Annotated in this window: 24 protein-coding genes, 1 tRNA gene and 1 pseudogene; 19 read left to right on the top strand and 7 right to left on the bottom strand. The window is 66.7% G+C overall.

What is annotated here, in order from left to right; translation table 11 throughout:
- The first annotated feature begins 215 nt into the window (after positions 1 to 215).
- Positions 216 to 812, top strand: a complete 597-nt coding sequence (locus DWF00_RS26800) for a MarC family protein (RefSeq protein ID WP_210207859.1) — start codon at positions 216 to 218, stop codon at positions 810 to 812.
- 48 nt (positions 813 to 860) lie between these two features.
- Here the strand turns inward: DWF00_RS26800 and DWF00_RS26795 are convergent, their stop codons facing one another.
- Positions 861 to 1,574, bottom strand: coding sequence for a GntR family transcriptional regulator (locus DWF00_RS26795; protein WP_114828153.1), 714 nt, complete (start codon positions 1,572 to 1,574; stop codon positions 861 to 863).
- 310 nt (positions 1,575 to 1,884) lie between these two features.
- Between DWF00_RS26795 and DWF00_RS26790 the strand changes: the two genes are divergently transcribed.
- From DWF00_RS26790 to DWF00_RS26780, 3 genes are all read left to right on the top strand, one after another.
- Positions 1,885 to 2,889, top strand: a complete 1,005-nt coding sequence (locus tag DWF00_RS26790; protein ID WP_114828154.1) for a TRAP transporter substrate-binding protein — start codon at positions 1,885 to 1,887, stop codon at positions 2,887 to 2,889.
- Between the two features lie 197 nt (positions 2,890 to 3,086).
- Positions 3,087 to 3,653, top strand: a complete 567-nt coding sequence (locus tag DWF00_RS26785; RefSeq protein WP_114828155.1) for a TRAP transporter small permease — start codon at positions 3,087 to 3,089, stop codon at positions 3,651 to 3,653.
- A gap of 75 nt (positions 3,654 to 3,728) precedes the next feature.
- Positions 3,729 to 5,003 (top strand): TRAP transporter large permease, encoded by a 1,275-nt coding sequence (locus tag DWF00_RS26780; RefSeq protein WP_114828156.1) that lies wholly within the window; start codon positions 3,729 to 3,731, stop codon positions 5,001 to 5,003.
- A 202-nt stretch (positions 5,004 to 5,205) separates the two neighbouring features.
- On the opposite strand, the gene DWF00_RS26775 is transcribed toward DWF00_RS26780, so the two are convergent.
- Positions 5,206 to 5,877 carry a cyclase family protein gene (locus DWF00_RS26775; protein WP_114828157.1) on the bottom strand — a complete coding sequence of 224 codons (672 nt, stop codon included), beginning with the start codon at positions 5,875 to 5,877 and terminating at the stop codon, positions 5,206 to 5,208.
- 216 nt (positions 5,878 to 6,093) lie between these two features.
- Between DWF00_RS26775 and DWF00_RS26770 the strand changes: the two genes are divergently transcribed.
- Positions 6,094 to 6,636: a hypothetical protein gene (locus tag DWF00_RS26770; protein WP_147283655.1), complete on the top strand. Its 543-nt coding sequence runs from the start codon at positions 6,094 to 6,096 to the stop codon at positions 6,634 to 6,636.
- Between the two features lie 69 nt (positions 6,637 to 6,705).
- On the opposite strand, the gene DWF00_RS26765 is transcribed toward DWF00_RS26770, so the two are convergent.
- Positions 6,706 to 7,083: a DUF6481 family protein gene (locus DWF00_RS26765; RefSeq protein ID WP_114828159.1), complete on the bottom strand. Its 378-nt coding sequence runs from the start codon at positions 7,081 to 7,083 to the stop codon at positions 6,706 to 6,708.
- A 237-nt stretch (positions 7,084 to 7,320) separates the two neighbouring features.
- On the opposite strand from DWF00_RS26765, the gene proB reads away from it, so the two are divergent.
- The 13 genes from proB (at position 7,321) to DWF00_RS26700 (ending at position 18,551) form a co-directional block, all read left to right on the top strand.
- Complete coding sequence (gene proB, locus DWF00_RS26760; RefSeq protein ID WP_114828160.1) at positions 7,321 to 8,445, top strand: glutamate 5-kinase; 1,125 nt, start codon at positions 7,321 to 7,323, stop codon at positions 8,443 to 8,445.
- Positions 8,446 to 8,544: 99 nt separating this feature from the next.
- A complete protein-coding gene (locus DWF00_RS26755; RefSeq protein ID WP_114828454.1) occupies positions 8,545 to 9,786 on the top strand; it encodes a glutamate-5-semialdehyde dehydrogenase in 1,242 nt (413 codons plus the stop codon).
- The gene (locus DWF00_RS26750) at positions 9,783 to 10,394 is read left to right on the top strand and encodes a nicotinate-nucleotide adenylyltransferase (protein ID WP_114828161.1); all 612 of its coding nucleotides are present in this window, start codon (positions 9,783 to 9,785) and stop codon (positions 10,392 to 10,394) included. The genes DWF00_RS26755 and DWF00_RS26750 overlap by 4 nt, the downstream gene beginning before the upstream one ends.
- Positions 10,395 to 10,496: 102 nt before the next feature.
- Positions 10,497 to 10,874, top strand: coding sequence for a ribosome silencing factor (gene rsfS, locus DWF00_RS26745; RefSeq protein ID WP_114828162.1), 378 nt, complete (start codon positions 10,497 to 10,499; stop codon positions 10,872 to 10,874).
- Between the two features lie 16 nt (positions 10,875 to 10,890).
- Positions 10,891 to 11,370, top strand: a complete 480-nt coding sequence (gene rlmH, locus DWF00_RS26740; RefSeq protein WP_114828163.1) for a 23S rRNA (pseudouridine(1915)-N(3))-methyltransferase RlmH — start codon at positions 10,891 to 10,893, stop codon at positions 11,368 to 11,370.
- 14 nt (positions 11,371 to 11,384) lie between these two features.
- The gene (locus DWF00_RS26735; protein ID WP_245974326.1) at positions 11,385 to 12,728 is read left to right on the top strand and encodes a murein hydrolase activator EnvC family protein; all 1,344 of its coding nucleotides are present in this window, start codon (positions 11,385 to 11,387) and stop codon (positions 12,726 to 12,728) included.
- On the top strand, positions 12,728 to 14,122 hold the full coding sequence (locus DWF00_RS26730) for a S41 family peptidase (protein ID WP_114828455.1): 1,395 nt from the start codon (positions 12,728 to 12,730) through the stop codon (positions 14,120 to 14,122). The genes DWF00_RS26735 and DWF00_RS26730 overlap by 1 nt, the downstream gene beginning before the upstream one ends.
- 179 nt (positions 14,123 to 14,301) lie before the next feature.
- Positions 14,302 to 15,516, top strand: a complete 1,215-nt coding sequence (locus DWF00_RS26725) for a divergent polysaccharide deacetylase family protein (RefSeq protein ID WP_245974324.1) — start codon at positions 14,302 to 14,304, stop codon at positions 15,514 to 15,516.
- Positions 15,513 to 16,022, top strand: a complete 510-nt coding sequence (locus tag DWF00_RS26720; protein ID WP_114828166.1) for an RNA pyrophosphohydrolase — start codon at positions 15,513 to 15,515, stop codon at positions 16,020 to 16,022. Before DWF00_RS26725 ends, DWF00_RS26720 begins: the two co-directional genes overlap by 4 nt.
- Before the next feature lie 146 nt (positions 16,023 to 16,168).
- Entirely contained in the window at positions 16,169 to 16,555 is a 387-nt protein-coding gene (gene hisE / locus DWF00_RS26715; RefSeq protein WP_114828167.1) for a phosphoribosyl-ATP diphosphatase, read from the top strand.
- 139 nt (positions 16,556 to 16,694) lie between these two features.
- Positions 16,695 to 16,771: transfer RNA gene (locus DWF00_RS26710), tRNA-Arg, on the top strand.
- Between the two features lie 447 nt (positions 16,772 to 17,218).
- Positions 17,219 to 17,512 carry a hypothetical protein gene (locus DWF00_RS26705; protein WP_114828456.1) on the top strand — a complete coding sequence of 98 codons (294 nt, stop codon included), beginning with the start codon at positions 17,219 to 17,221 and terminating at the stop codon, positions 17,510 to 17,512.
- A gap of 382 nt (positions 17,513 to 17,894) precedes the next feature.
- Positions 17,895 to 18,551 carry a response regulator transcription factor gene (locus tag DWF00_RS26700; RefSeq protein ID WP_114828168.1) on the top strand — a complete coding sequence of 219 codons (657 nt, stop codon included), beginning with the start codon at positions 17,895 to 17,897 and terminating at the stop codon, positions 18,549 to 18,551.
- Here DWF00_RS26700 and DWF00_RS26695 read toward each other — a convergent pair.
- On the bottom strand, positions 18,514 to 20,784 hold the full coding sequence (locus tag DWF00_RS26695; protein ID WP_114828169.1) for a hybrid sensor histidine kinase/response regulator: 2,271 nt from the start codon (positions 20,782 to 20,784) through the stop codon (positions 18,514 to 18,516). The genes DWF00_RS26700 and DWF00_RS26695 overlap by 38 nt on opposite strands.
- Positions 20,785 to 20,933: 149 nt before the next feature.
- On the opposite strand from DWF00_RS26695, the gene DWF00_RS26690 reads away from it, so the two are divergent.
- Entirely contained in the window at positions 20,934 to 21,707 is a 774-nt protein-coding gene (locus DWF00_RS26690; RefSeq protein WP_114828170.1) for a molybdate ABC transporter substrate-binding protein, read from the top strand.
- Positions 21,708 to 21,823: 116 nt separating this feature from the next.
- Here DWF00_RS26690 and DWF00_RS26685 read toward each other — a convergent pair whose 3' ends face one another.
- The 3 genes and pseudogenes from DWF00_RS26685 to DWF00_RS26675 form a co-directional block, all read right to left on the bottom strand.
- Positions 21,824 to 22,819 carry an ABC transporter substrate-binding protein gene (locus DWF00_RS26685; RefSeq protein WP_114828171.1) on the bottom strand — a complete coding sequence of 332 codons (996 nt, stop codon included), beginning with the start codon at positions 22,817 to 22,819 and terminating at the stop codon, positions 21,824 to 21,826.
- Between the two features lie 136 nt (positions 22,820 to 22,955).
- Positions 22,956 to 23,405: a hypothetical protein gene (locus DWF00_RS26680; RefSeq protein ID WP_147283656.1), complete on the bottom strand. Its 450-nt coding sequence runs from the start codon at positions 23,403 to 23,405 to the stop codon at positions 22,956 to 22,958.
- A 275-nt stretch (positions 23,406 to 23,680) separates the two neighbouring features.
- Positions 23,681 to 24,010 (bottom strand): annotated as a pseudogene (locus DWF00_RS26675) (transposase); the annotation flags it as partial.
- Positions 24,011 to 24,156 lie beyond the last annotated feature (146 nt).

Raw genomic sequence — 24,156 nt, 5'->3', positions numbered from 1 at the left:
GCATCGGATTTTTCCGAAAACTGGATTCCACTTTTCGGTCCGATGCCTAAAACGGCGGGAAAAAGACTCAAGCGGGCGACAAGAAGGCGGTGCTCACGTCGTCGCGAGGCACGCCTCGGCGCGGGTGACGGGGCCGGGCCGGGTCGCTACAGAGAGGCTGGCCGCTCGGCCGGGCACCGGGCGAGCCAGCATCGATACGCGTCGACGGACCCGCCATGGATCGCCTGCTCACGGAATTCGTCAAGCTCTGGGTCGTGATCGACCCGATCGGCACGCTGCCGATCTTCCTTGCGGTCACGGCCGGGATGAGCGCCTCGGCGGCGCGCCGCGTCGCGGTGCAGGGCACGCTGGTCGCCTTCCTCGTGCTGATCTTCTTCGTCGTCGGCGGCCAGATCCTGCTCGGAGCGATGGATATCGAGCTGAGCTCGTTCCAGGTCGCGGGCAACATCGTGCTGTTCCTGTTCGCGCTCTCGATGATCTTCGGCGAGTCGAAGCTCGAGGGCGAGGAGAAGCTGATCCGGCGCGCCGATATCGAGCGCGCGGTCTATCCCCTCGCCATCCCCTCCATCGCCAGCCCGGGCGCGATGCTGACGGTGATGACGCTGACCGACAATTCCCATTTCAGCGTGGCCGAGCAGGCGGAGACGATTTTCGAGATCGTGGTCATCCTCACGATCCTGCTGCTGCTGCTCTTCGCGGCCTCGCGCATCATCGCGGTGATCGGCAATGCCGGAGCGAGCGTGATCAGCCGGGTGATGGGGCTCATCTCGCCAGCGTGGCGGTCGATGGAATCGTCAAGGCGCTGCGGCTGATCATCGCCGGCTCCTGACGGCGCCTTTAGAGAGTCGGCCGGGCGCGCGTCAGTTGCCCGCGTCCTCGGGCGGCGCTTCGCTCGCGCCTGCCGCCAGGATCGCGGCGAGGCCGTTGCTGAAATGCGCCTCCATCAGCCGTCCGAGCTCGTCGCCGTCGCGTGCGACCAGGGCGGCGAGCATGGCGTCGTGCTCGTGCATCGCCGCCTTCCAGCGGTTGGGCTGGAGGTTCGGCAGGTACTTGGCCCGCTCGACCCGCGCGGCAAGCGCCTGCCAGACGCCGAGCAGGACGGGATTGCGCGCGCCCTCGATGATGGCGCGGTGGATCCGCTGGTTGAGCGCGAAATACTCCGGCAGCTCGTCGCGGACGTGATGCAGCATCATCCGGTAGTGCAGCACGCCGATCTCGGCGATCGCCTCGTCCGTCAAGCTCTTGCATGCAAGCCGCGCGGCCAGGGCCTCGAGCGAACCGACGACATCGAAGAGCGCGGTGATGTCGGCGAGCGTCAGCGGCGCGACCTCGGCGCCGCGGTTCTGCGTCAGCTGCACCAGCCCTTGCGCGGCCAGCGTCCGCAAGGCCTCGCGAAGCGGCGTGCGCGAGACGCCGAGCCGCTCGCACAGCTCCTGCTCGCGCAGTTTCTGCCCGGGTTTCAGCTCGCCGGTGACGATCATGCGGTGCAGCGCGTCGACCGTGTTGGTGTGCAGGCGGCCCTTGCGGCGAGGCTCCTTGGCGGCCGGTTCGGCCTCGGCGGGCTTGGCGCTCATCGCGGGAGCGCTCCCGTGTCGGAGAGATTCCTCATCGCTGCCTTCCTCCCGCCGCTTGACGGCTTTTCAAACTTGTATGCAAAATGCAGCATTCAGAACAGAGCCGCGCCAAGCGGTCGTTCGGGAGGAACGTGCCATGGCGTTCCCGGTCGAAAGCATGAAAGCCGCGGCGGGTCCAGAGCGGGCCTGACGCGGATGTCTGCGCTCGGCCGGAACGATCCCTCCCGCGAGACGGAGACGCGAGGCCGATCCGCCCGGACGAGGCGGAGAACAGGACACGGCGAAAACGCCGGTCGATTGGGAGGATGAGATGATCAGACGTCGCGATTTCCTCGCGGGCGCAGGCGCGCTCGCGGCCGGCACAACCTTCGGCATCGGCGGCGCTTCGGCGCAAAATATCCGGCTGCGCTATGCGCATGTCGGTTCCGAGGGCGACATCCAGTACTGGTACGGCGACGAGGCCGGCAAGCGCATCCCCAAGGTCACGGGCGGGCGCGTCACCGTGCAGGTCTTCCCGAACTCGCAGCTCGGCGGCGTGCAGGAGCTGATCGACGGCGTGCGCTCGGGCGCGATCTCGATGGGGCACCATGAGTTCGCCTCGCTCGCCCGGCTGGCGCCGGATATCGCCGTCTTCAACGCGCCCTTCGTCTATCGCGACGGCGCCCATGCGCTGGCCGCGACCGATCCGCAGAAATCCGAGGTGCTGATCGCGTTCAACGAGACGCTGGTCAAGGGCGGCGGCATGCGCATCGTCGGCCGGCTCTTCCGCGGCGCGCGCCAGATGACGGCGAAGATGGCGGTGCTGTCGCCGGCCGACCTGCAGGGCAAGCCGTTCCGCGGCGTGCCGCTGCAGCTCTGGACGACGATGATCAAGGGCTTCGGCGCGATCCCGACCCCGGTCGAGGTCGGCGAGCTGCCGACCGCGCTGATGACCGGCATGGTGGTCGGCCAGGAGAATCCGCTGACCATGATCAACGCCAACAAGCTCTACGAGGTGCAGAGCCACGTGATGCTGACCGGGCACATGCAGAACGTGCTCCCCGTCTTCGTCAACGAGAAGGCCTGGACCTCGCTCGGCGATGCCGACCGCAAGGCCATCCTCGCCGAGTTCGAGACCATGGCGCAGGAGACGCTCCAGGCCGCCAACAAGGCCGAGGCCGAGCTGGTGGGCGAGCTGAAGAAGAAGGGCATGACCGTCATCACCGAGAAGGAGGGCCTCAAGGTGGCCGAGTTCCGCGAGCGCGTCATGGCCGAGGTCAACAAGGATTTCCCGACCTGGAAGGGCTACATGGACCGCATCGCGGCCATCAGCTGAGAGACCGCTCGTGATTTCTGCTGACGCGGTCGTCTGCGCTTCCGGTGCTCACGGACTTAAGTCCGCTCCGCTCCGGTTCTCGACGGCCGCGCCAGCCGACTCACGCCAGCGAATTCCCGAACGATCTCTGGGCGCTCGCGCTCTTCATCTCTTCACGGCCGGCGCCGAGCCGGCCTGCCAAGCCGGAGCTGCTCCGCATGTCAGAACAAGCCGTCGCGCCGGAAGATGTCGGCCCGATGCTGGCGATCGACCGCCTGATGCGGCCGGTGCGCCAGTTCTACCGCTGGACCGGGGTGGCGATGATCGCGCTGATGCTGATCCTGCCGGCCTTCCAGGTCCTGATGCGGCAGGTCTTCCGGGCGCCGTTCATGGGCTCGGAGGAGCTGACGCGCTTCATGCTGATCTGCGTCGTCTTCGTGACCCTGCCCTACATCACCGCGACCGGTGCCAATATCCGCATGGAAGAGCTGCTGCATGCGCTGCCGAAGCGCCTGCGCGCGGTGCTCGCGGTCGTCATCCCGGCGACGGGCGCGATCGCCCTGGGCATTGCCGGGGTCGCCGTCGCGGTGGCCACCCTGCGCAACCTCAACAACGCGACGCCGACGCTCGGCATCCCCTACTACATCTTCTTCTCGGCAGCCCTGTTCGGCTTCGTCTTCGGGCTCGTCGAATGCCTCGTCCAGGTCTGGAAGGCACTCGCGGGGCATCCGCCCTACGTGCATTTCGACGACGAGGATTCGCACGAGCCGATCCCGAACATCTGATGCAGGCGCCCTGAAGCGGCGCGCGCAGCCTTCCCCAGCCGAACCATGCCGGCCCCTCCCTGACCGCGAGTTCCGATGACCTTACTCCTGCTGGGTACCTTCACGCTGCTCTTCGTCTTCGGCTGGCCGGTGGTGATCGCCGTGATGCTGCCGGCCATCGCCTATGTGCTGTGGAACGACTTCCCGCTCGAGTTGGTCGGCCAGCGCATGGTCTACGCGCTCGATTCCTTCCCGCTGGTGGCGGTGCCGATCTTCATCTTCGTCGGCAGCCTGATGAACCAGTCCGGCATCACCGAGCGCATCTACACCTTCTCCTCGGCCTGCGTCGGGCGCATCCACGGCGGCCTGGCGCAGGTCAACATCTTCGCCAGCCTGGTCTTCTCCGGCATGAGCGGCGCGGCGCTCGCCGATATCGGCGGGCTCGGGCGCATCGAGGTCAAGGCGATGACGGCGCATGGCTTCAAGAAGGAGTTCGCCAGCGCGCTGACCTGCGCCTCCGCCATCGTCGGGCCGATCTTCCCGCCGAGCATCCCGCTGATCATCTACGGCTCGGTCACCAACGTCTCGATCGTGCAATTGCTGGTCGCCGGCATCGTGCCGGCGCTGATCTGCGTCGCCCTCCTGATGATCACGGTGGCGATCCTGGCCTGGAAGCGCGATTTTCCGCGGGCCGAGCGCTGGCCGACGCGCAAGGAGCTCAGCGAGTCCCTCCTGTCGGCGCTGCCGGCGTTGCTGACGCCGATCCTGATGATCGGCGGCATGCTGCTCGGCTGGTTCACGCCGACCGAGGCCGCCTCGGTCACGGTCGCCTACGTCATCTTCATCAGCGTCTTCATTTACCGCTCGCTGACCTGGCAGCATCTGCTGGCCTCGGCCTACGAGACGGTGAAGAGCACCGCAGCGATCCTGGTCATCGTCTCGGCCGCGGCGCTGTTCGGCTGGATACTGGCGGTGGAGGGCGTGCCGCAGGCCGCGGCGAGCGAGCTGCTCTCGCTCAGCAAGGACCCGCTCGTCCTGCTGCTGATCGTCAACGTGCTCCTGCTGATCGTCGGCATGTTCCTCGACAGCACGACCGCGACGCTGCTGGTGATCCCGATCATCGCCGCGCCGCTGCACGCCGCCGGGGTCGACCCGGTCCATCTCGGCATCGTCGCGATCTTCAACCTGATGCTCGGCCTGTTCACGCCGCCGATGGGCCTGGCGCTCTTCCTGATCGCGGACATCGCCAAGGTCTCGATCCGCTCGGTGCTGAAGGAGATGCTGCCGCTCTACATCCCGCTGGTCGGGACGCTGATCGTGCTCATTCTCTTTCCCGAGCTGACGCTGTGGCTGCCGAAGATGATGCGGTGACAGCGAGAATAACGCGCGGGGAACCCTCTCCCGTAGGGAGAGGGCGGGTTGAGGGGTAGGCCAGAACACCAGTGAGGCTGAGGCCGGGCCGCCGTTAGCTCACGACAATAGTGTCAAACGGCCGACACCTCACCCCTGCCCCGCGCTTAGCGCTGGACGGTGTGGCGCGCTGCCGGGCAGCGCCTGGGAATGACCATGCTGCTCAGACGTTCAACCCCTCGATGGCGTAGATGCGCGCAGGCGCCCCGTCGGCGTTCGGGATCAGCAGCGGCGCGGCGCTGAGCAGGACGCGGTTCTGGCTGAGCTTGCCGGTGTTGACGACGTATTCGATCAGCGTGACGCCGTGCGTGAGCAGGATGTCATGCGTGACGTGCTCGGTCTTCGGCACCTCCTTGCCCTCGAGCAGGAGGCGGATCGGGAAATCCTGCGGGAAGTCGAAGGCGACGGCGGTCGGCTTGCGGGCCGCCAGCCACTTGGCCGATTCGAGCGTCAGCCAGGGTGCCTCGGTCCAGAAGGTCTTGTCCTGGTAGTCGCGGCGGTCGTTCCAGCCGGCGGCGAGCAGGAGGATCTCGCCATCGGCGCCGCCGGGATCGGCCGCCGCCAAATGCTCCGGCGTGATCGGCTGGTTGTCGGCGCAGCCGCGCAGGTTCAGCACGCGGCAGGGGCCGACGACGCGGTCGAGCGGCGTGGTCTCGATGGTCGGCGCGCCCGCGACGAAATGGGCGGCGGCGTCGACATGGGAGAAGCCGTGGCAGGTCGTCGTCAGCTTGCTGACGCGGAACTGGTCGCCGGCCGCGATGTCGCCCTTGATCGCAAGCTCGATCGGCCAGCGGAAATGCGGCGTGATCGGCATGCTGAGGTCAATGACTTTCATTCCGGTCTCCATCCCTAGGCGGCGCTTGAGTTGCGCAAGCTGTATGCCGCATGTTGCATACAAGAATTGCGACCGGTCAAGGCGCGGCTGGCGCGGTGCGCACCTACCGTCAATGCAATATGAAGCTGGGTTGGTCCCGGGTTGAAACCGCCCCGCGCGGGTTGCATTCAACCCAGCCCGTCGTTTGATGGCGCGCTGACAACAAAGGTAGGTGCCATGTCGATCAAAGCCGCCGCGCTTGGGCTTGGCTTGCTTGGATCTGCATTGACCTTGCTTGGCGCCCCACCTGCCGCCGCGCAGGATTGGGCGAGCAGCTACACCAAACACGACTATGCCAAATGCCCGAAGGCCAAGCCGGACGAGGATGGCGTCTCGGTGCGCCGCTGCCCCGGCAAGGCGGGGATCGCCGTGACCTGGACGGCGGGCGACGATGCCTCCTTCGTCGAGCTCGGGACGAAGCCTGTGGAGGAAGGGCTGTCCGACAAGGCCGGGTTCTTCGAGGCCGGCAGCACGATCGAATGGCGCGGCCCGAAGGCCGGCAAGCCGCAGGCGACGATCCTGCGCTACGCCATCGGCCAAGCCATCGGCAAGCTCGATGGCAGCTTGCTCGTCGTCTACCGGCTCGGCGCCGAGGGCGCGTCCTGCATCATCGGCAGCGTCGACGGGCGCGGCCGCGACGCCAATGCGCAGGCGCGCCGCCTGGCCGACGGGAAGGCGGCAAGCTTCCGCTGCGGGCAGGACCAGCGCAGCGACCGCTGAAGCAGGCGGGGAGGACGGCACGGCGCGGGGCGGAAAGCCCTGGCGGGCCTTCCGAACCCCGGGTTCGGCTCAGCGGCGGCCTTTGCCGGCGGCGCGCATCTGGGCGTACTGGACAGCCTCGAGCAGCACCTTGCGCGGGCGCTCGGCGTCGCGCTTGGCCTGCTCGGCCTTGCGGGCGACCTCGCGGGCGATCTCGGCCAAACGCTCTTCCTCTTCGAGGCGGGCGTGCTCGATGGCGGCCAGGCGCTCGAGTTCGGCGCGGGCGGCGGCCTTCTCGGCGTCGCGGGCGGCGCGGGCGACGGTAACGGCTTCGCGCTCGGCGCGGCGCTGCTGCATGATCGGGTCATCGGGACCCGGGCGCGACTTGAAGCGCTCCAGCAGGGCTTTCTTGGCACTGGCCGAGGCCGATGCGCGATCCGTGAAATTGCGATCCTGATTGAACTTCAAGGCTGGCCTTCTCATGGTGAGCGGACACAGCTTTAGTCCGCGTGCGCGAGATAAGGCAGAGATGACGTTTTGTCACTGTTCTTGACGCATGACGGCCTCTCATTTTCGGGTGATCGGCGCGAAATCGGCGCGGTTTGCGACAGTTTTGCAGAACGCCCCGGCGGAAGCCGCGCTTTACAATCCCCGGCTTTTCGCCAAGACGGTCGTTGACGTGCCTGCCGCCTCGAAGGTCATCTCGTGGACACCCCCTCGCTCAGCCAGTTCCGCCGCATCGTGGTCAAGGTCGGCTCGGCCCTGCTGGTCGACCGCGCGCGCGGTCGCCTGCGCCAGGCCTGGCTTGCGGCGCTGGTCGAGGATCTCGCCGAACTGCACCAGCGCGGCGCCGATGTGCTCGTCGTCTCCTCCGGCGCGATCGCGCTCGGGCGCACCGTGCTCGGCCTGCCGTCGGGGCCGTTGCGGCTGGAGGAGAGCCAGGCGGCGGCGGCCGTCGGGCAGATCGCGCTGGCGCGCAACTGGGCCGAGGCGCTCGGCCATCACGGGCTGACGGCCGGGCAGATTCTGCTGACGCTCGCCGATACCGAGGAGCGCCGCCGCTATCTCAACGCGCGCGCCACGCTGGGCCGCCTGCTCGACATGCGCGCCATCCCGGTGATCAACGAGAACGACACGGTCGCCACCACCGAGATCCGCTACGGCGACAATGACCGGCTCGCCGCGCGCGTCGCCACCATGGCCGGCGCCGACCTGCTCGTGCTCTTCTCCGATATCGACGGTCTCTATACCGCCCCGCCGGCGCGCGACCCCGACGCGAAGCACATCCCGCTCGTGTCGAAGATCACGGCCGAGATCGAGGAGATGGCGGGCGGGCCGGCTTCCGAGCTCTCGCGCGGCGGCATGCGCACCAAGATCGAGGCCGGCATGATCGCGGCGGCCGGTGGCACGCATATGCTGATCGCCGATGGCCGGGTGAAGAACCCGCTCGGTGCGGTCGCCAATGGCGCGCGCTGCACCTGGTTCCTGACCAGCTCGACGCCGGCGACGGCGCGCAAGACCTGGATCGCCGGCTCGCTCGAGCCGCGCGGCGCGCTGCATGTCGATGCCGGCGCGGCCCGCGCCTTGCGCGGCGGGGCGAGCCTGCTGCCGGTCGGCGTGAGTCGCATCGAAGGCGAATTCGCCCGCGGCGATGCCGTGCTGATCCGTGATCCGGATGGGCGCGTGCTCGGGCGCGGGCTCGTCGCCTATGATGCGGCGGAGGCCGTGCTGGTGCTCGGCAAGGCCTCGCGCGATATCGAGGCGATCCTGGGCTATCCCGGCCGGGCCGAGATGATCCATCGGGACGACATGGCGCTCGGCGTCGGCTAAGGTCGAGATATCGGACAGGGTTGGCGGTGCGTGATGACTGGTGAAAGCGCCTTGCGCGTGGTCTCGGCAAGCGAAGGGCAGGGCGATGTCGCCGCGCTCATGCAGGGTCTCGGCCGGCGTGCCCGCGCCGCCGCGCGGCAGGTCGCGCTCGCGCCGGCGGATAAGCGCAACGCAGCGCTGAAGGCGATGGCCCAGGCGCTGCGCGAGCGTGCGCCCGCGATCCTTGCCGCCAATGCGCTCGACCTCGCGGAAGCCAAGGCGGCCGGCCAGAAGGAATCCTTCATCGACCGGCTGCTGCTGAATGAGGTCCGCATCGCCGAGATCGCCGAGGCGGTCGCCAGCGTGGCCGAGCTTTCCGATCCGGTCGGGCGCGTGCTCGCGACCTGGGAGCAGCCGAACGGGCTCGTCTTCGAGCGCGTCGCGACACCGCTCGGCGTGATCGCCGTGATCTTCGAGAGCCGGCCGAACGTCACCGCCGATGCCGGGGCGCTCTGCCTGAAGAGCGGCAATGCCGCGATCCTGCGCGCCGGCTCCGATAGTTTCCGCTCCTCGACCGAGATCGCCATTGCCATGCGCCAGGGTTTGGAAGCGGCCGGCCTGCCGGGCGACGCGATCCAGCTCGTGCCGACGCGGGACCGCGCCGCGGTCGGCGAGATCCTGGCTGGGCTCGGCGGCACCATCGACGTCGTCGTGCCGCGCGGCGGCAAGGGGCTGGTGGCGCGGGTGCAGTCCGAGGCGCGCGTGCCGGTCTTCGCCCATCTCGACGGCAACTGCCATGTCTACGTCCACGCGGCCGCCGATCTGGAGATGGCGCGCAACATCCTGCTCAACGCCAAGCTGCGCCGCATCGGCGTCTGCGGCGCGGCCGAGACCTTGCTGGTCGACAAGGCCTGCGCTGCCACGCATCTGAAGCCGCTCGTCACCATGCTGCTCGATGCCGGCTGCGCCGTGCGCGGCGACGAGGCGACGCAGGGTGCCGATCCGCGCGTCACTGCCGCGACCGAAGAGGACTGGGCGACGGAGTATCTCGATCGCATCATCGCTGTCCGGGTCGTCGACGGGCTGGACGCCGCGGTCGACCATATCGAGCGCTACGGCTCGCACCACACCGAGGCGATCGTCACTGCCGACGAGGCGGCGGCGCAGCGCTTCCTGGCCGAGGTCGATTCCGCCATCGTGCTGCATAACGCGTCGACGCAATTCGCCGATGGCGGCGAGTTCGGCTTCGGCGCCGAGATCGGCATCGCCACCGGCCGGATGCATGCGCGCGGGCCGGTCGGGGTGGAGCAGCTCTGTTCGTTCAAGTACCGGGTCCATGGCAGCGGTCAGATCCGGCCGTGAGACCAGAGGACCTGCGGCTGCCGCCCCATACGCCGGGCCTGCGCATCGGCTTGTTCGGCGGCTCGTTCAACCCGGCCCATGACGGGCACCGGATGGCGAGTCTGACGGCGCTGCGTCGGCTCCAGCTCGACCGGGTCTGGTGGCTGGTGACGCCGGGCAACCCGCTCAAGGACAACGCGGCGCTGCCCTCGCTGGATCAGCGCATCGACACGGCGCGGGCGCTTGCCGAGCACGCCCGCATCCACGTCACCGGCGTCGAGGCGCGGCTGCGCACCCGCTACACGGCCGACACCTTGCGGGCGCTGAAGCTGCGCTGCCCCGGCGTGCGCTTCGTCTGGATCATGGGCTCGGACAATCTCACCAGTTTCCATCGCTGGAACGAGTGGCGCGCTATCGCGCGGATGATGCCGATCGCGGTGATCGACCGGCCCGGCACGACGCATCGCGCCGTCGCCTCGCCGGCCGCCAACTGGTTGGCGCGCTACAGACTTTCCGAGAACGAGGCGGCTGCGCTGGCCGGCTCGGAGGCCCCGGCCTGGGTCTTCCTGCACGGCAAGCGCTCGGACCTCTCCTCGACCTATTTGCGCAAGCTAGCCAATCGCGATTGAGTTTTGGGCTGTTTACGCTTAGTTTAGAGATGTCGCGCCGCGAGCGCGTCGTCATGTGAGGATACGGAACTGAACCGTCAATCCCTTGGTGAAGCCGAGCCGATGCCGCTTCCCCAGGCCGCTGTCCCGGGCAATCCTTCCGCCGACAGCGTGGCCCTCGCAGTGCGCGTCCTCGAAGACATGAAGGCCGAGGACGTCACCGTCATCGATCTTGTGGGCAAGACCTCGCTGGCCGACGCGATGATCATCGCGACTGGCCGGGTGAACCGGCATGTCGCGTCCATCGCCGACAGCCTGGTCGAAGCCATCAAGGGCTCGGGCCTGCCTTCGCCCAAGGTCGAGGGCATGCCGGCCTGCGACTGGGTGCTGATCGACACCGGCGACCTGATCATCCACGTCTTCCGTCCGGAAGTGCGCCAGTTCTACAATCTCGAGAAGATGTGGGGCGCCGATCGGCCGCATGAGCGCCTCGTCGGCTAGCATCCGATATCTCTAGGTGCGCCTCGCCATCATCGCCGTCGGCCGGCTCAAGGACGGGCCGGAGCGCGAGTTGTGCGAGCGCTATCGCGAGCGCGCCCTGCAGTTGGGGCGCGGCCTTGGCCTGAGCGGGCCCGAGATTGTCGAAATCACTGAGGGCAAGGGCCGCCGCTCCGACGAGCGCAAGCGCGAGGAGGCGACGGCCATCCTCGGCAAGCTCAGCCCCGGCTTGCTGATCGCACTCGACGAGCGCGGCCGCAGCATCAGTAGCGAGGCCTTCGCCGCGAAGATCGCAGCCGCGCGCGATGGAGGCACCGCCGCTGCGAGCCTCGTCATCGGCGGCGCGGACGGGCTCGCCGAGGAGATTCGGGACCGGGCCGACATCACGCTCGCCTTCGGGGCGCTGACCATTCCGCACCAGCTCGTGCGCGTGCTCGCGCTGGAGCAGCTCTATCGAGCGATGACGATCGTCGCCGGTCACCCCTATCATCGCGCATGAGCTTTGCGCCGCCAGTGATTCGCGACAGGGCCCGCCTTGGCGGCTGCGCCCTTCTGGCGGGATTCTGGCTCGCGCTCGCGCCCGCCGCCGCGCAGACGCCACCCGATCCCGAGCAGCTTGCCCGCGAGGCCCAGCAGAAGCTGAGCGAGAAGCAGGCGCGCGAGGCGGAGCTGAAGGCGATCGAGGCCAGGCTCGCCGGCAATACCGAGGCGCGCGCCAAGCTGGAGGCCGAGATCGCCTCGATCCGGGCCGACCGCGCCGGGCTCAACCAGGCGCTGCTCGACACCACGGCCCGGACGCAGGCGGCCGAACGCCGCATCGCGGCGCTGGAGGAGCGGCTCAACCTGCTGCAGGGCAGCGAGGCGGCGATCCGCCGCTCGCTCGAAGGCAGGCGCGGGCTGATCGGCGAGGTGCTGGCGGCGCTGCAGCGCATCGGCCGCCGGCCGGCGCCAGCCGTGCTGGTCCGGCCCGAGGACATCCTGGAGGCCGTGCGGGCCTCGATGCTGCTCGGCGCCGTGGTGCCCGACCTGCGCCAGGAGATCGAGATCCTGGGCACCGACCTCGCCGAGCTGGTGCGGCTGCGCGACGGCATCGCCAATGAGCGCAAGTCGATCAGCGGCGAGCTGGAGCAGCTTGCCGGCGAGCGCCGCCGCCTCGCCTCGCTGGTCGAGGCCCGGCGCGAGCGCGAGGCGAGCGCGGCCAAGGACGTCGAGGCGCAGCGCGCCGCCGGCAGCGAGCTGGCGACTCAGGCCAAGGGCCTGCGCGATTTCGTCGAGCGCATCGAGAAGGACATCTCGCTGACCAACAGGGCGGCGGATGCCGCGCGCCAGGTGCTGGAGGCCGAGACCCGCGAGCAGCGCGACCGGATGGCGGCGCTCGCCTTCCGCGACCCGGCCCGGCTCGCGCCAAAGATCGCCTTCGGCGAGGCCAAGGGCCTGCTGCCGCTGCCTGTTGCCGGATCACAATCGCGTGGTTTCGGCGATAATGACGGGGCCGGCGGCAACACGCGCGGAATTTCTCTCACGACTCGGGCCAATGCCCTAGTTTCGGCGCCTTCGGACGGTTGGGTGGTTTATGCAGGACCGTTCCGTTCCTTCGGGCAACTCTTGATCCTGAATGCGGGCGGGGGGTACTATCTGCTTCTGGCCGGCATGCAGCGCATCGACGTGTCGCTGAACCAGTTCGTCCTTGCGGGAGAACCGGTTGCGGTGATGGGGGAAACGTCGGAGACTGCTTCGACGATCACGGGTTCCGGGACCGGCGAGCCGGTCCTTTATATTGAGTTCAGAAAAGACGGCGTCTCGATCGATCCGACGCCGTGGTGGACGAAACCGCAAAGCGAAAAGGTTCGCGGATGATGCGCAAGGTCTCTCTCGTTCTCGCTGGCGCGGTGGCCGGCGCGGGACTCACCGGGCTGGTGACCCAGACGGGCTTCATGTCCTCGACCAGCGCGGTCGCGGCCTCGGCGGAGGTCTATCGCAGCCTCAACCTCTTCGGCGACATCTTCGAGAAGATCCGCACCGACTATGTCGAGAAGCCGGATGAGCAGAAGCTGATCGAGGCCGCGATCAACGGCATGGTCTCCTCGCTCGACCCGCACTCGTCCTATCTCGACGCCAAGAGCTTCCGCGACATGGACACCGACATGCGCGGCCAGTTCGGCGGGCTGGGCATCGAGGTCACGATGGAGGACGGCACCCTCAAGGTCGCCAAGCCGATCCGCGACACGCCCGCCTCCAAGGCCGGCATCCTGGCCAACGACATCATCCGCGAGATCGACGGCGACGCGGTCAAGGGCCTCAGCCTGAGCCAGGCGGTCGAGAAGATGCGCGGCATCATCAACACCCAGGTCAAGCTCAAGATCGAGCGCCCGGGCAAGCCCGATTCGCTGGAATTCACCCTGACGCGCTCGACCATCGTCGTGCCGGCGGTCGAGGAGCGGGTCGAGAACGATGTCGGCTACATCCGCATCGGCACCTTCTCCGAGCAGACCTATGAGGGCCTGCGCAAGGCGATCGAGAAGACCACGAGCGAGATCGGCGCCGACAAGATCAAGGGCTACATCGTCGACCTGCGCAACAACCGCGGCGGCCGTCTCGACCAGTCGGTCCTGGTCTCCGACGCCTTCCTCGAGCGCGGCAAGATCGTCTCGACGCGCGGCCGCAACGCCGAGGAGACCCAGGTCTTCAACGCCAAGTCGGGCGACCTCACCAAGGGCAAGCCGGTCGTGGTGCTGATCAACGGCTCCTCCGCCTCGGCGGCCGAGATCGTCGCCGGCGCCCTGCAGGACCACAAGCGCGCGACCGTGATGGGCACGCGCTCCTTCGGCAAGGGCTCGGTGCAGACCGTGATCCCGCTCGGCGCCAATGGCGGCCTGCGCCTGACCACGGCGCGCTACTATACGCCGTCGGGCAACTCGATCCAGGCCAAGGGCATCACGCCCGATATCGAGGTCGTCCAGGAGATTCCGGCCGAGCTCAAGGACAAGCTGGTCGACAACAAGGGCGAGGCCTCGCTCAAGGGCCACCTCAAGGCCGGCGACGGCGAGGAGCAGTCCGGTTCGGCTTCTTATGTCCCGAACGACGCGACCAAGGACACCCAGCTGATCGCGGCGCTGAACCAGTTGCGCGGCGTCAAGCGCGACGCGGCCGCTCCGGCCTCGATCGCGCCCGCGACGCCGGCCCCAGCTCCGGCCGCCGAGACCCCCGCCGCGCCGGCTGCCCCGGCGACGCCGGAAGCGCCTAAGCCCTGATCGGGCGGCCAGCGCGACGAGATCGCGTCCCGGGTGACCATGTCGCCCGGGACGCTTCGTTTCGAGGCAGAATCGGGGTGTTGCAGCACCGCTCTCGACTGACGAAGCGTCAGGCGTCAGGATTGCGCCTGCGAGCCGGCTGATTCGGCTTCGTTTCAACCCTTTGAGGACGGCTGCTTTTGGCCGGAACGCCGCTCACCGAGCTCAATCGGCCGCTCGGACAGGACCGTCCGGTGCGCCACGGCACAGCGTGGTCGCAGCGCCTTGGCTTGGCCGGCGCCGGCATGGTCGGGCTCGCCTTCCTGGCGCTGATCCTCGTTCTCGCCCTGCGCCATGATCCCGATGGCGGCGAGCCGGTGGCGACCGCGCTGATCAGCAAGCTGGTGGCGGCCAAGCCCGAGATCGCGCAAGTGCCCCTCGCCACCCCGGTCGTGCCGGAGACGGCGCGCCCGCAAGCGACGGCGCGGCAGCTCGAAGCCGAATCCGGCGTCACCGTGGTGCGCCCGGGCGCGGAGGCGCCTGGCTCCATCATCATCACCATTCCCGAGAGCGGCGAGGTCAAGCTCGCGAGCGCGCCCGATGGCCGGCTCATCGAGCGCAGCCGCTTCGGCCTCCTGCCCAAGGTCGGGCCCGACGGCGCGACCCCGGCGCAAATCTATGCCCGCCCGCTCGGCCCGGCACCGGAGACGAAGCCGGCCGGCCGCATCGCGCTCCTCGTCGGCGGGCTCGGCATCAGCCAGAACGGCACGGCCGAGGCGATCGCCAAGCTGCCTGGCACCGTCTCGCTCGGCTTCGCGCCCTATGGCACGGAGCTGGAGCGTATCGTGCAGCGCGCCCGTGGTGACGGGCACGAGGTCTTCCTGCAGGTGCCGATGGAGCCGTTCGACTATCCCGACAACGATCCGGGACCGCAGACCCTGCTCTCCGGGCCGAAGGCGGCGGAGAATATCGACCGGCTGCATTGGCTGCTCGGCCGCTTCACCGGCTATGTCGGCATCGTCAACTTCCTCGGCGGGCGGCTGACCGCCGACGAGGCGGCGCTCTCGCCGATCCTGCGCGAGATCGCCGGGCGCGGGCTGATGGTGATCGACGACGGCTCGTCGGCCCGCAGCCTGCTCGCCCCCTCCGCCATCAAGGCGCAGATTCCGACGTTGAAGGTGGACCGCGTGGTCGATAGCGTGACCCGCGCTGATGCGATCGATGGGGAGTTGCAGAAGCTGGAGGCTCTCGCCCGCGACCGCGGCGTGGCCGTCGGTTCTGCCAGCGCCCTGCCGGTCTCGATCGAGCGGATCGTGCGCTGGGCTGCGACGCTGGAGGGCAAGGGCATCGTCCTCGTCCCGGTCAGCGCGGCGCGCGGCTTCCGCAACCCCTCCACCACGGGCTCGCTGCGATGACGAATTCTCCTCCCTCCGGCTATCGCCCCTGCGTCGGCCTCGCCCTGTTCAACCGCGAAGGCCTGGTCTTCCTCGGCCGGCGCGCCAACAAGCGGCAGCCCGAGCATGTCGCGCCCGGCTTCGAATGGCAGATGCCGCAGGGCGGCATCGATCCCGGCGAGACGCCCCATCAGGCGGCGATCCGCGAGTTGCAGGAGGAGACCAACGTCACCTCGGCCTCGCTGCTTGCCGAGGCGCCGGTCTGGCTGAGCTACGACCTGCCCGTCGACATCGGCAAGCAGGCCTGGAAGGGGAAATGGCGTGGCCAGGCGCAGAAATGGTTCGCCTTCCGGCTCGACGGGGAGGAGAGCGAGATCGACATCCTCACGCCCGCCGGCGGCCACAAGGCCGAGTTCGACGCCTGGCGCTGGGGCCGGCTGGAGGAGACGCCGGAGCTGATCATCCCGTTCAAGCAGGGTGTCTACCGCGAGGTGGCGAAATACTTCGCGCCCTTCGCCGCGGCGTGAGGCTTTTTGCCTGGTTCTGTCCTGAAACGACAATGGGACCTGGCTGGATTTGAACTACGTTCGTCGACAGGCCTGATTCGCAGCCTGCGTCCTGCTTTGCCGGGCGCTGTCACGAAACGCACATATGACGAGGTGACCCTCCCGAGATGGTCGATTCGGTCCATAGGCTTCACGCCGCCGTCCTTGCCGCACGCTCCCGCGATCCCAGCTATTCGCGCACGGCGAAGCTGATCGGCGAGGGTTTGCCGAAAATGGCGAAGAAGCTTGCCGAGGAGGCCGTCGAGGTCGGGCTCGAGGCGGTGCAGGGCGAGCGCGACCGGGTCATCCTCGAAAGCGCCGACCTCGTCTACAACCTCGTCGTGCTCTGGAGCGAGATCGGCATCGCGCCTGACGACGTCTGGCGCGAGATGGACCGGCGCGAGCAGCTCTACGGCATCGCCGAGAAGCTGCCGAAGAACCGCGCGGCCAAGGCGGCCGAGATCGGCGAACGCGAGGCGGAGGCGATCCGCCAGGCCATCGCCAAGACCGAGTAGGTCGTCACCCGGCGAGCCTTGCCTGTGTGGTCTGTGACGTTTTCATATCGCGGGCGGCTTTCGGGGGTTGCCAAGCCGGATGAGAGCGGCTATTTCCGCGGCATCAGATCGGCACGGCCTTCGGCCCTGCGCCTGATACGCGCCCGTAGCTCAGCTGGATAGAGCATCAGACTACGAATCTGAGGGTCAGAGGTTCGAATCCTTTCGGGCGCGCCATTACTTTCCAATAGCTTAGCGGCCACCTCGGCCAAATGAAGTCCTCGCTTGCGGGGCTTTGTTGTCCACAGTCCAAGGACCGGCGGGGACATTTCGGGATTTTGAGAGCGAAAGCTGGACGGAAAGCCTTGCAGGGCCTTCCGTCCAGCTTTCCTGTTCATGGGTGACGTTGCCCCCATTTTTATCCAGCGCTGAGTTCGTTTCCGGCGGTTTGATCTGGACGAAGCTAGATCGTCGTGCGTCCTATCGGACGCAAAGTGGCGATCTAGGCCTTTGTTATTGCATCGGATTATCCCGAAAACCGGATTCCACTTTTCGGTCCGATGCTCTAGTTGGAACCCAACGCGAGCCCGGATGCGGCCATTTGAGGTGTCGCCCGAGGCACACTACTGCTCGGCCGCTGGCGCGGGTATTATCTGCGCCTTGGATTTCACGACGGGGCTGAAATTGGATCTGCGGACCTTCAGAGTTTCGATTGCGGAACCACAACCGCCCGCCGGCTCAAGCCCTGCCCTGCAAGCGCTGTGGTGGGATGCAAAGGGCGATTGGAACAAGGCGCACGAGTGCGCGCAGGAACGGGACGATGCGGCAGGCGCGCGTGTGCATGCCTACCTCCATCGCAAGGAAGGCGATCAATCGAACGCCGAATATTGGTATCGACGCAGCGGCGCCGTACCGTCAATCTTAACGCTCGATGAAGAATGGGAAGAGTTGGCGCAGGGTCTCTTGGCGCAGGGCTGAGCCCGGCTCCCGCAAGGTCTGATTCTGGCGCGTTTGAGGCGACGAGCACATCAGCCGCTCGGCTTGACCAGAGCCCAAGCCGAAGAGACCTGGAAGCGAGACCGATCGGGGACCAGGAGGCGCCATTCCGTTCTTCCGCGCTAGAGGGCTGCTTCGATCAGCTCAGCGCCAGGTCCGGGCATTGGGATCTCGTCGATAAACGCACGCTCGCGACCGGCACCGGCCGCTTATGATCCTTGCCGGATTGGAAACTCGGTCGGCCTGCCCAGGGGACGCCTTGCGGAGATGCCGCTTACACCGGACGTCGTCTTCGACAAGCGATCCATGTAAAGTTGCCGTGCGGCAACCTCGTCGCGGTCTTGGATGTCAGTCTCGGCCCCGCATGAAGTTCCTCGTCGTCGATGACCATGCGCTGATCTGCGAAGCCATGCGCAGCGTGTTGCAGGTGGTTCGGCCCGATTGCCTGGTGCTGGAAGCGTCTGACGCGGCGGCGGCACTAGCGACGCTCGAACAGGATGACGGCATCGATCTCGTGCTGCTGGATCTGCATCTGCCCGATCAGAACGGGTTGTCGCTGTTGGAGACCCTGTCGGAACGGCACCCGACCGTCGCCGTCGTCATGATCTCGGGAGACCGGGAGCAGTCCACGATCCGTGATGCACTGGCGCGCGGGGCACAGGGGTTCATTCCAAAGACCGAGACACGCGAAGTCCTGATTGGAGCGCTCTCGCTCGTCCTGGCGGGCGGCATCTACGTCCCTCCCGCCGCGCTGCAGAAGCAGGCTGCAGCGCATGCGTCTGGCAGTAGCTCGACTTCGACGCACCTGCAATCTCTTGGCCTCACCGAGCGGCAACTCGACGTGCTCGCGCTGCTCATGGAAGGCAAGAACAACAAGCTCATCTGCAGGGCACTCGGGCTCGCCGAGCCGACGGTCAAGAACCACATCTCAGCGATCCTGAAGACGCTCGGCGTAGGCAGCCGAACCGAGGCTGTGCTCGCCGTCACTCGCCTCGGCTGGTCGAAGCCGGCGGCCGGGTAGCAGCCCTCAGCAGCCGGGCCGCGGCGGCACGAAGCCTGAAGGGCGCCACCGGCTTTTCAAGCATCGGCAGCCCTTGGGCCATGACGCGCTCGCGCGTGCTTTGGGAGACATCGCCCGAGATGATCAGGGCCGGGAATGCGACCATGAACTGCTGTCTGAGCGATTCCACCAACTGCACGCCGTTCTCGCCCTCATCGAGATGCACGTCGGCGATCATCAGGTCGGGCGGGAGGGTTCCGAGACGCTCTACGGCTTCGCGGCGGTTCTGCGCAGTCACGGTACGACTGCCCCACAGTTCCAGCAGCCCGGCGGTTCCCTGGAGCACGTCGGCGTCATTGTCGACGATCAGGATGCGCGCGCCCGGCAATGGATCATCCCATGCGTCAGCCGACTTGGCCAATGACGATGCGCCAGCCTCGGCCATGGCAACCGGGACGCTAACGGAAAAGCGCGAGCCTCTTCCAACGCGCGAGACAATATCGATCGTATGGCCCAGGAGTTGGCATAGCCGCGTCACGATCGCCAAGCCCAGCCCTAATCCCTCGCCGCCCAGCGCGCCAACAGGCGCCAGCTGATAGAACTCCGAGAAAATCTCCCGGTATTTGTCCTGCGGGATGCCGATGCCCGTATCCCAGACCTCGATCCTGATCGCCCCCTCGCGCCGGCGACACAAGACGAGGACACCGCCCTGTCTCGTGTACCGCAAGGCGTTGCCGACGAGATTGCCGATGATGCGTTGCAGGAGAACCGGATCGCTCCGCACCCAGAGGTCGCTCGGGCGATTCCTGAAGTGCAACCCTCTGGCCTGCGCCTCGGTTGCAAAGGCGGCCTCGACGCGGTCGAGGACAGCCTGGATCGGAAAGGCCGATATCTCCGCGCGGACGACGCCCGAGTCGATCCGGGAGATATCAAGGAGATCGTCGAAAAGGCCGTTGATCGACGCCACCGCCTGCTCGATCCTGTGTGCTAGGCGTTCACGTTCGACAGGTGATTTCTCGGCTCGCAGCTGCGCCACCATCAGGTTCAGGGCATGCAGGGGCTGCCTCAGGTCGTGACTGGCGGCAGCGAGGAATTGCGATTTGGCTCGATTGGCCTCGGTCAGTTCCTGCGTCCGCTCGGCAACCTTGCGCTCCAGCGTCGCATAGGAGCCCTCCAGCTCGGCCGTCATCGTGTTGAACTGGCGGCCGAGCTCCGCGATCTCGTCCGTGGTGCCGATCTCGATGCGGTGATCGAGATGTCCGGCTCCGATCCGCGCCGCACCCGTCGTCAGCAAGCGGATCGGGCGTGCCATCCGCCACGAAAAGGCAACCGCGATGGCCACCGCGACGAGCAGGCTGAGCGTCGCGATGGCGAGGGATCGCTCCAGGGCCCGCCATAGCGGCTGGTTCGCTTCGGCGACCGGCAGCTCGGCGAGGACGCGCCAGTCCAGCGGCGGAACCATGGCCTGCGTCAGCAGCGCAGGCTGGCCGGCGAGGCCGTCGATACGGTGGAGGGCGGCGCCAGGATCGGCGTCGATGGAACGGATCGTGGCCGTGAGATCGGTGTTCCTGAGAACGAGGCCCGCGTCGGGGTGGATGATGAGCCGTCCGCTGCGGTCGATCACGTAGGCTTGGCCTTCACGTCCCACGCGAATCCTGGAGATCATATCCCGCGCGAGCTTGAGGTTGACCTCGGCCAGGACGACCCCGGCTTCGCGACGCGGTCCGGAGAGAGCGATCGTCATGAACGGCTCGCTGTCGCGCTGGAAATAGACAGCTCCGTAGTGGACTCCCAGGCTCATGGCGTCGCGAAAGGCGGCCTCGCCGGACCGGTCGGCCAAAGTCGAGATGCGGTCCATGGCGATGCGCGATACGAAGAGTCGCTCCCGCCCCCCTTCATCGATCAAAGCGAGATCCACGATGGCCGGAGCCTGTCGCAGGAGCCGCAACGCGTCGATGCGCTGCTGCTTGCCGTCACTGTCCTCCCACGAAAGATGCGTCATCCAGCGCAGCTGGCCCTCGATGTCCCCGATGAACTGGCTGATCCGGAACGCGGCATTCTCGGCGTTGGCTCGCTGGTTTTCGATCAGAGCCTTGCGATGCTCGGTCGAAGCGAGCCAGATGTCCGCAACGGTGTAGCCGATGAGGGGGACACCGACTGCCGCGACAAACGAGGCAATGTATTTGCCCAGCAGGGAGCGCGGCAACACCTTGCGGACAAGGCCGCCGAGGTTCAACGGACTGCGTTTTTCCATCGCTCCGATGATAGCCCGGATACGCCGCCGTAAGCAGCCCGGATCAAAAGCACCAGTACGAAAGGACCGCCCGCCCGGGACGGATGGACGATTGTTGGGGCGTCGCCGACGCGAGCATGGTCTAGGCCCCTGACAAACCGGAGGTCGATATGTTCAGCTTGTTCCTCGACGGAAATTCGGTCCTTCGCCGGTGCGTGATCGCGGCCGTGGCATCGGGCCTCGGCTTCTCGGCGCATGCTGCGGACATCAAGGTCGTTGCGCCAAACGCGGTCAAGGAATCGGTCCTGGAGATCGGGTCGCAATTCGCCAAGGCGACCGGGCACAAGGTGATATTCACCTGGGGTGGCTCGGAGGCCATCACGAAGCGTATCGCCGACGGCGAGGAATTCGACATCGTCGTCACGACGTCGCAGGCGATCGATCGCATGGCCTCCGCCGAGAAGGTGGCGGCCGAGAGCAAGGTCGACTTCTCCCGATCCGCCGTCGCAGCCGCTGTCCGCGCCGATGTCCCTCGACCGAACATATCGACCGTCGATGGTGTCCGGCAGGCATTGCTCAATGCGGAATCGATCGCGATTTCGTCTGGCGCGAGCGGACGCTATTTTGAGCAGCTCTTCGAGCGGCTCGGCGTCGCCGAACAGATAAAGCACAAGATCAAGCAGCCTCCGTCCGGGGCGCAGATCGGGGATCTGCTGGCGAACGGTGGCGCCCAACTGGGATTTCAGCAGGTCAGCGAACTGCTCCACGCCAAGGGCATCGTATATCTCGGCCCGCTTCCCGCAGAAATCCAGAACTACACCGTCTGGTCGGCCGGCCTGCACAAGAGCAGCCAGCGCCCTGATCTTGCCCGTGCCTTGATCCTGGCGCTTGCCGCAGCAGAGGCAAAAGGCGTCCTGAGGCAGAGCGGCTTGGAACCACTTTGATTGTCCGCCAGGGTAGCGGCGGCGAGCGGCTAGTGCTTTTCGCCGCCGCCTTCCGTCTCATAGGCCGTATCGGATGAGCGCGCCTCCGGCCGGATCAGGGCGCATCCGCGCAAGCGTCACCTGATCATCCTGTCGGTGCGCATGGAAATGGCGGGCGGCAAGATCAGACCCAGCTCTGTCGCGGTGCGCCGATTGACCACGAGTTCAAAACTGGAAGGCTGCTCGACCGGCAGTTCGGTCGGACGAGCTCCACGAAGGATGCGGTCAACGAAACCGGCGGCCTGTTCCCAGGTGGCGCGCAGGTTCGGACCATAGGTGAGCAGGTTGCCTTCTTCGGCGAATTCAGACCATCCCGAGACGGCGGGGATCCCGTTCTGCTTGGCAAACGCAGAGATGGCAGCGGCCTGGCTCATGATGAGCGCGTCGGGAAACGCGACGATGGCTTCGGCGCGGGCCTGTAGCAGCGCGGGCCAGGCCGACGCGAAATCCCTGGCCGATGATACCGCGAAGTAGCTGACCGCGATGTTCAGTTTCTCCGCCGCCAGTCGTGAAGCCCGCAGTTCCAGCTGCTCGCCGGGATGGGAGGGGTTGGCCAGTATCGCGACGCGCGTGAGCGAGGGCATGATCTCCTTCAGCAGTTCGAGCCGCTTGCCGACCAGATCGAGGCTTTGCATGGCGATGCCAGTCAGATTTCCTCCAGGGCGCGAAAAACTCGTCACGAGCTTTGCCTCGACGGGATCCCCGCTGAAGCCGAACACGATCGGAACCTTGATGTCGGGATTTCGAACACCGAGCACCATTGCACCTTGAGCCACGAGGACGTCCGGCCGCAGCACGAGTAGCTCGGACGCCAAACGCTCGGCACTGCCGGGCTCTCCCCATCGTGCATCGATCGTAAGGTTCCGACCCTCCACCCAACTGCGAGTGCGCAGCCCCGTCCGCAGCGCATCGAGATAAGCCGGCGTTGGCAGTGGGCCGGCGTTTCCCGCGAGCCAGGCGATCCGCGTGGTACCCGCAGTATCCCGTGCCACAGCAGGCACCGCCGACATGCCGGCGGTTGCCGCGAAAGCAAGACCATCGCGAACGAATTGACGACGTCCCATGTACGTCATTCAGCATCTCACCGGTGGCTTTGCAGAAAAGCTCGCTGAGAATAGCATTTATCGCACGCGATCGTGAGATCTAACCACGCTGATGAGATGCGCACTGTGCCGGCGAGGCCTGCCGGCGGCCGCTCGACCTCTCCACTTATTGCTTGAAGCCGATCAGCACGCCATCGGCGCCAAGAGAGAGCTGGAGGCCCTGCCTGCGCGTAGCCAGTCGGAGGGTCACCCCCTTGTCGTTCTGCAGCCAGACATTGCCGCGTCCTTGGCTACCAACAGCCCAGCCTTCCTTCAACTGGACGTAGGCACCGGCAAGATCGGACCTGTTCTTGAGTCCGTAGACGGTTCCGGACGCGACGGTGCGCGATGCGCCGATCGAACCGACGCCGAGGCCGCCGACCGTGATCGGATAAGAGCGACCACGAAAGCGCAGGGTACCGCCGCCGACCTCACCGGAAGCGATGAAGCCCGCCTGAACCTGCTCGATGCGGACAGAGCCGGTTGAGGGACCAAGCGAGCGCGACTGCGCAATGGCCGGCGAAGCGAGCATTAAAAAAGCTGCGAAGGAAACCGCTGTCTGCCTGATCGTCATCATGTTCTGCTCCTCGCGCCTGACTGGCGGCGTGATTGATCAACTCGCGAAAGGCGATTTCGATCCCGATGGGAGTCAATCTGCGCGCCAGCAATCCGAAAGTGACGGTGCCACGCGTTGTCACTGGCACCGTAGCGGATGAAGATGAGAGCTGGATGGTCCAATATCCTGTCTAACTTCAGGAACATGCCATGTAACGGTCCTTGTTTGGTGCCGCCGGCCGTCGCAGGCGGCGTTCAGCCCGCCCTTCTTCGCGTCCCCGATGTGGCGGGGAACATCCCTTTTTTGAGCAGGCTTGCGGCCGTGCGGTGAGCCTTCAACTGGGCACTGTCGATCATGATGACGTTCGGCTCGTCCGCCTGAACAGCCAAGGCCGTGAGGATGCGGTCAAACACCCCCAGCCGGCTCCAGCGCACGAACCGATTGTAGAGCGTCTTGTGCGGACCGTAGTCCTTCGGCGCATCGCCCCAGCGCAGGCCGTGCCTGATCACGAACACGATTCCCGACAGCACCCGCCGGTCATCCACGCGCGGAACCCCATGCGACAATGGAAAAAACGGCTCGATCCGGGCCATCTGTTTATCCGTCAACCAGAGAAGGTCTCTCACGGGGGCTTCCTCCGGCGACACGGAGTCAGAACTCCCTGATCGGTAAGGCTATTTAATGGGTCCAGAATCAGCAACAGTACAGAATATGTTGCTTTATCTGGCATGCCCTACGGCATGTTTACAGAAAAACTGAAGAGATTTTCTGA

Source organism: Allobosea caraganae, assembly GCF_003351345.1.
Lineage (GTDB): Bacteria > Pseudomonadota > Alphaproteobacteria > Rhizobiales > Beijerinckiaceae > Allobosea > Allobosea caraganae.
This window is presented reverse-complemented; position numbering and strand designations above follow the sequence as displayed.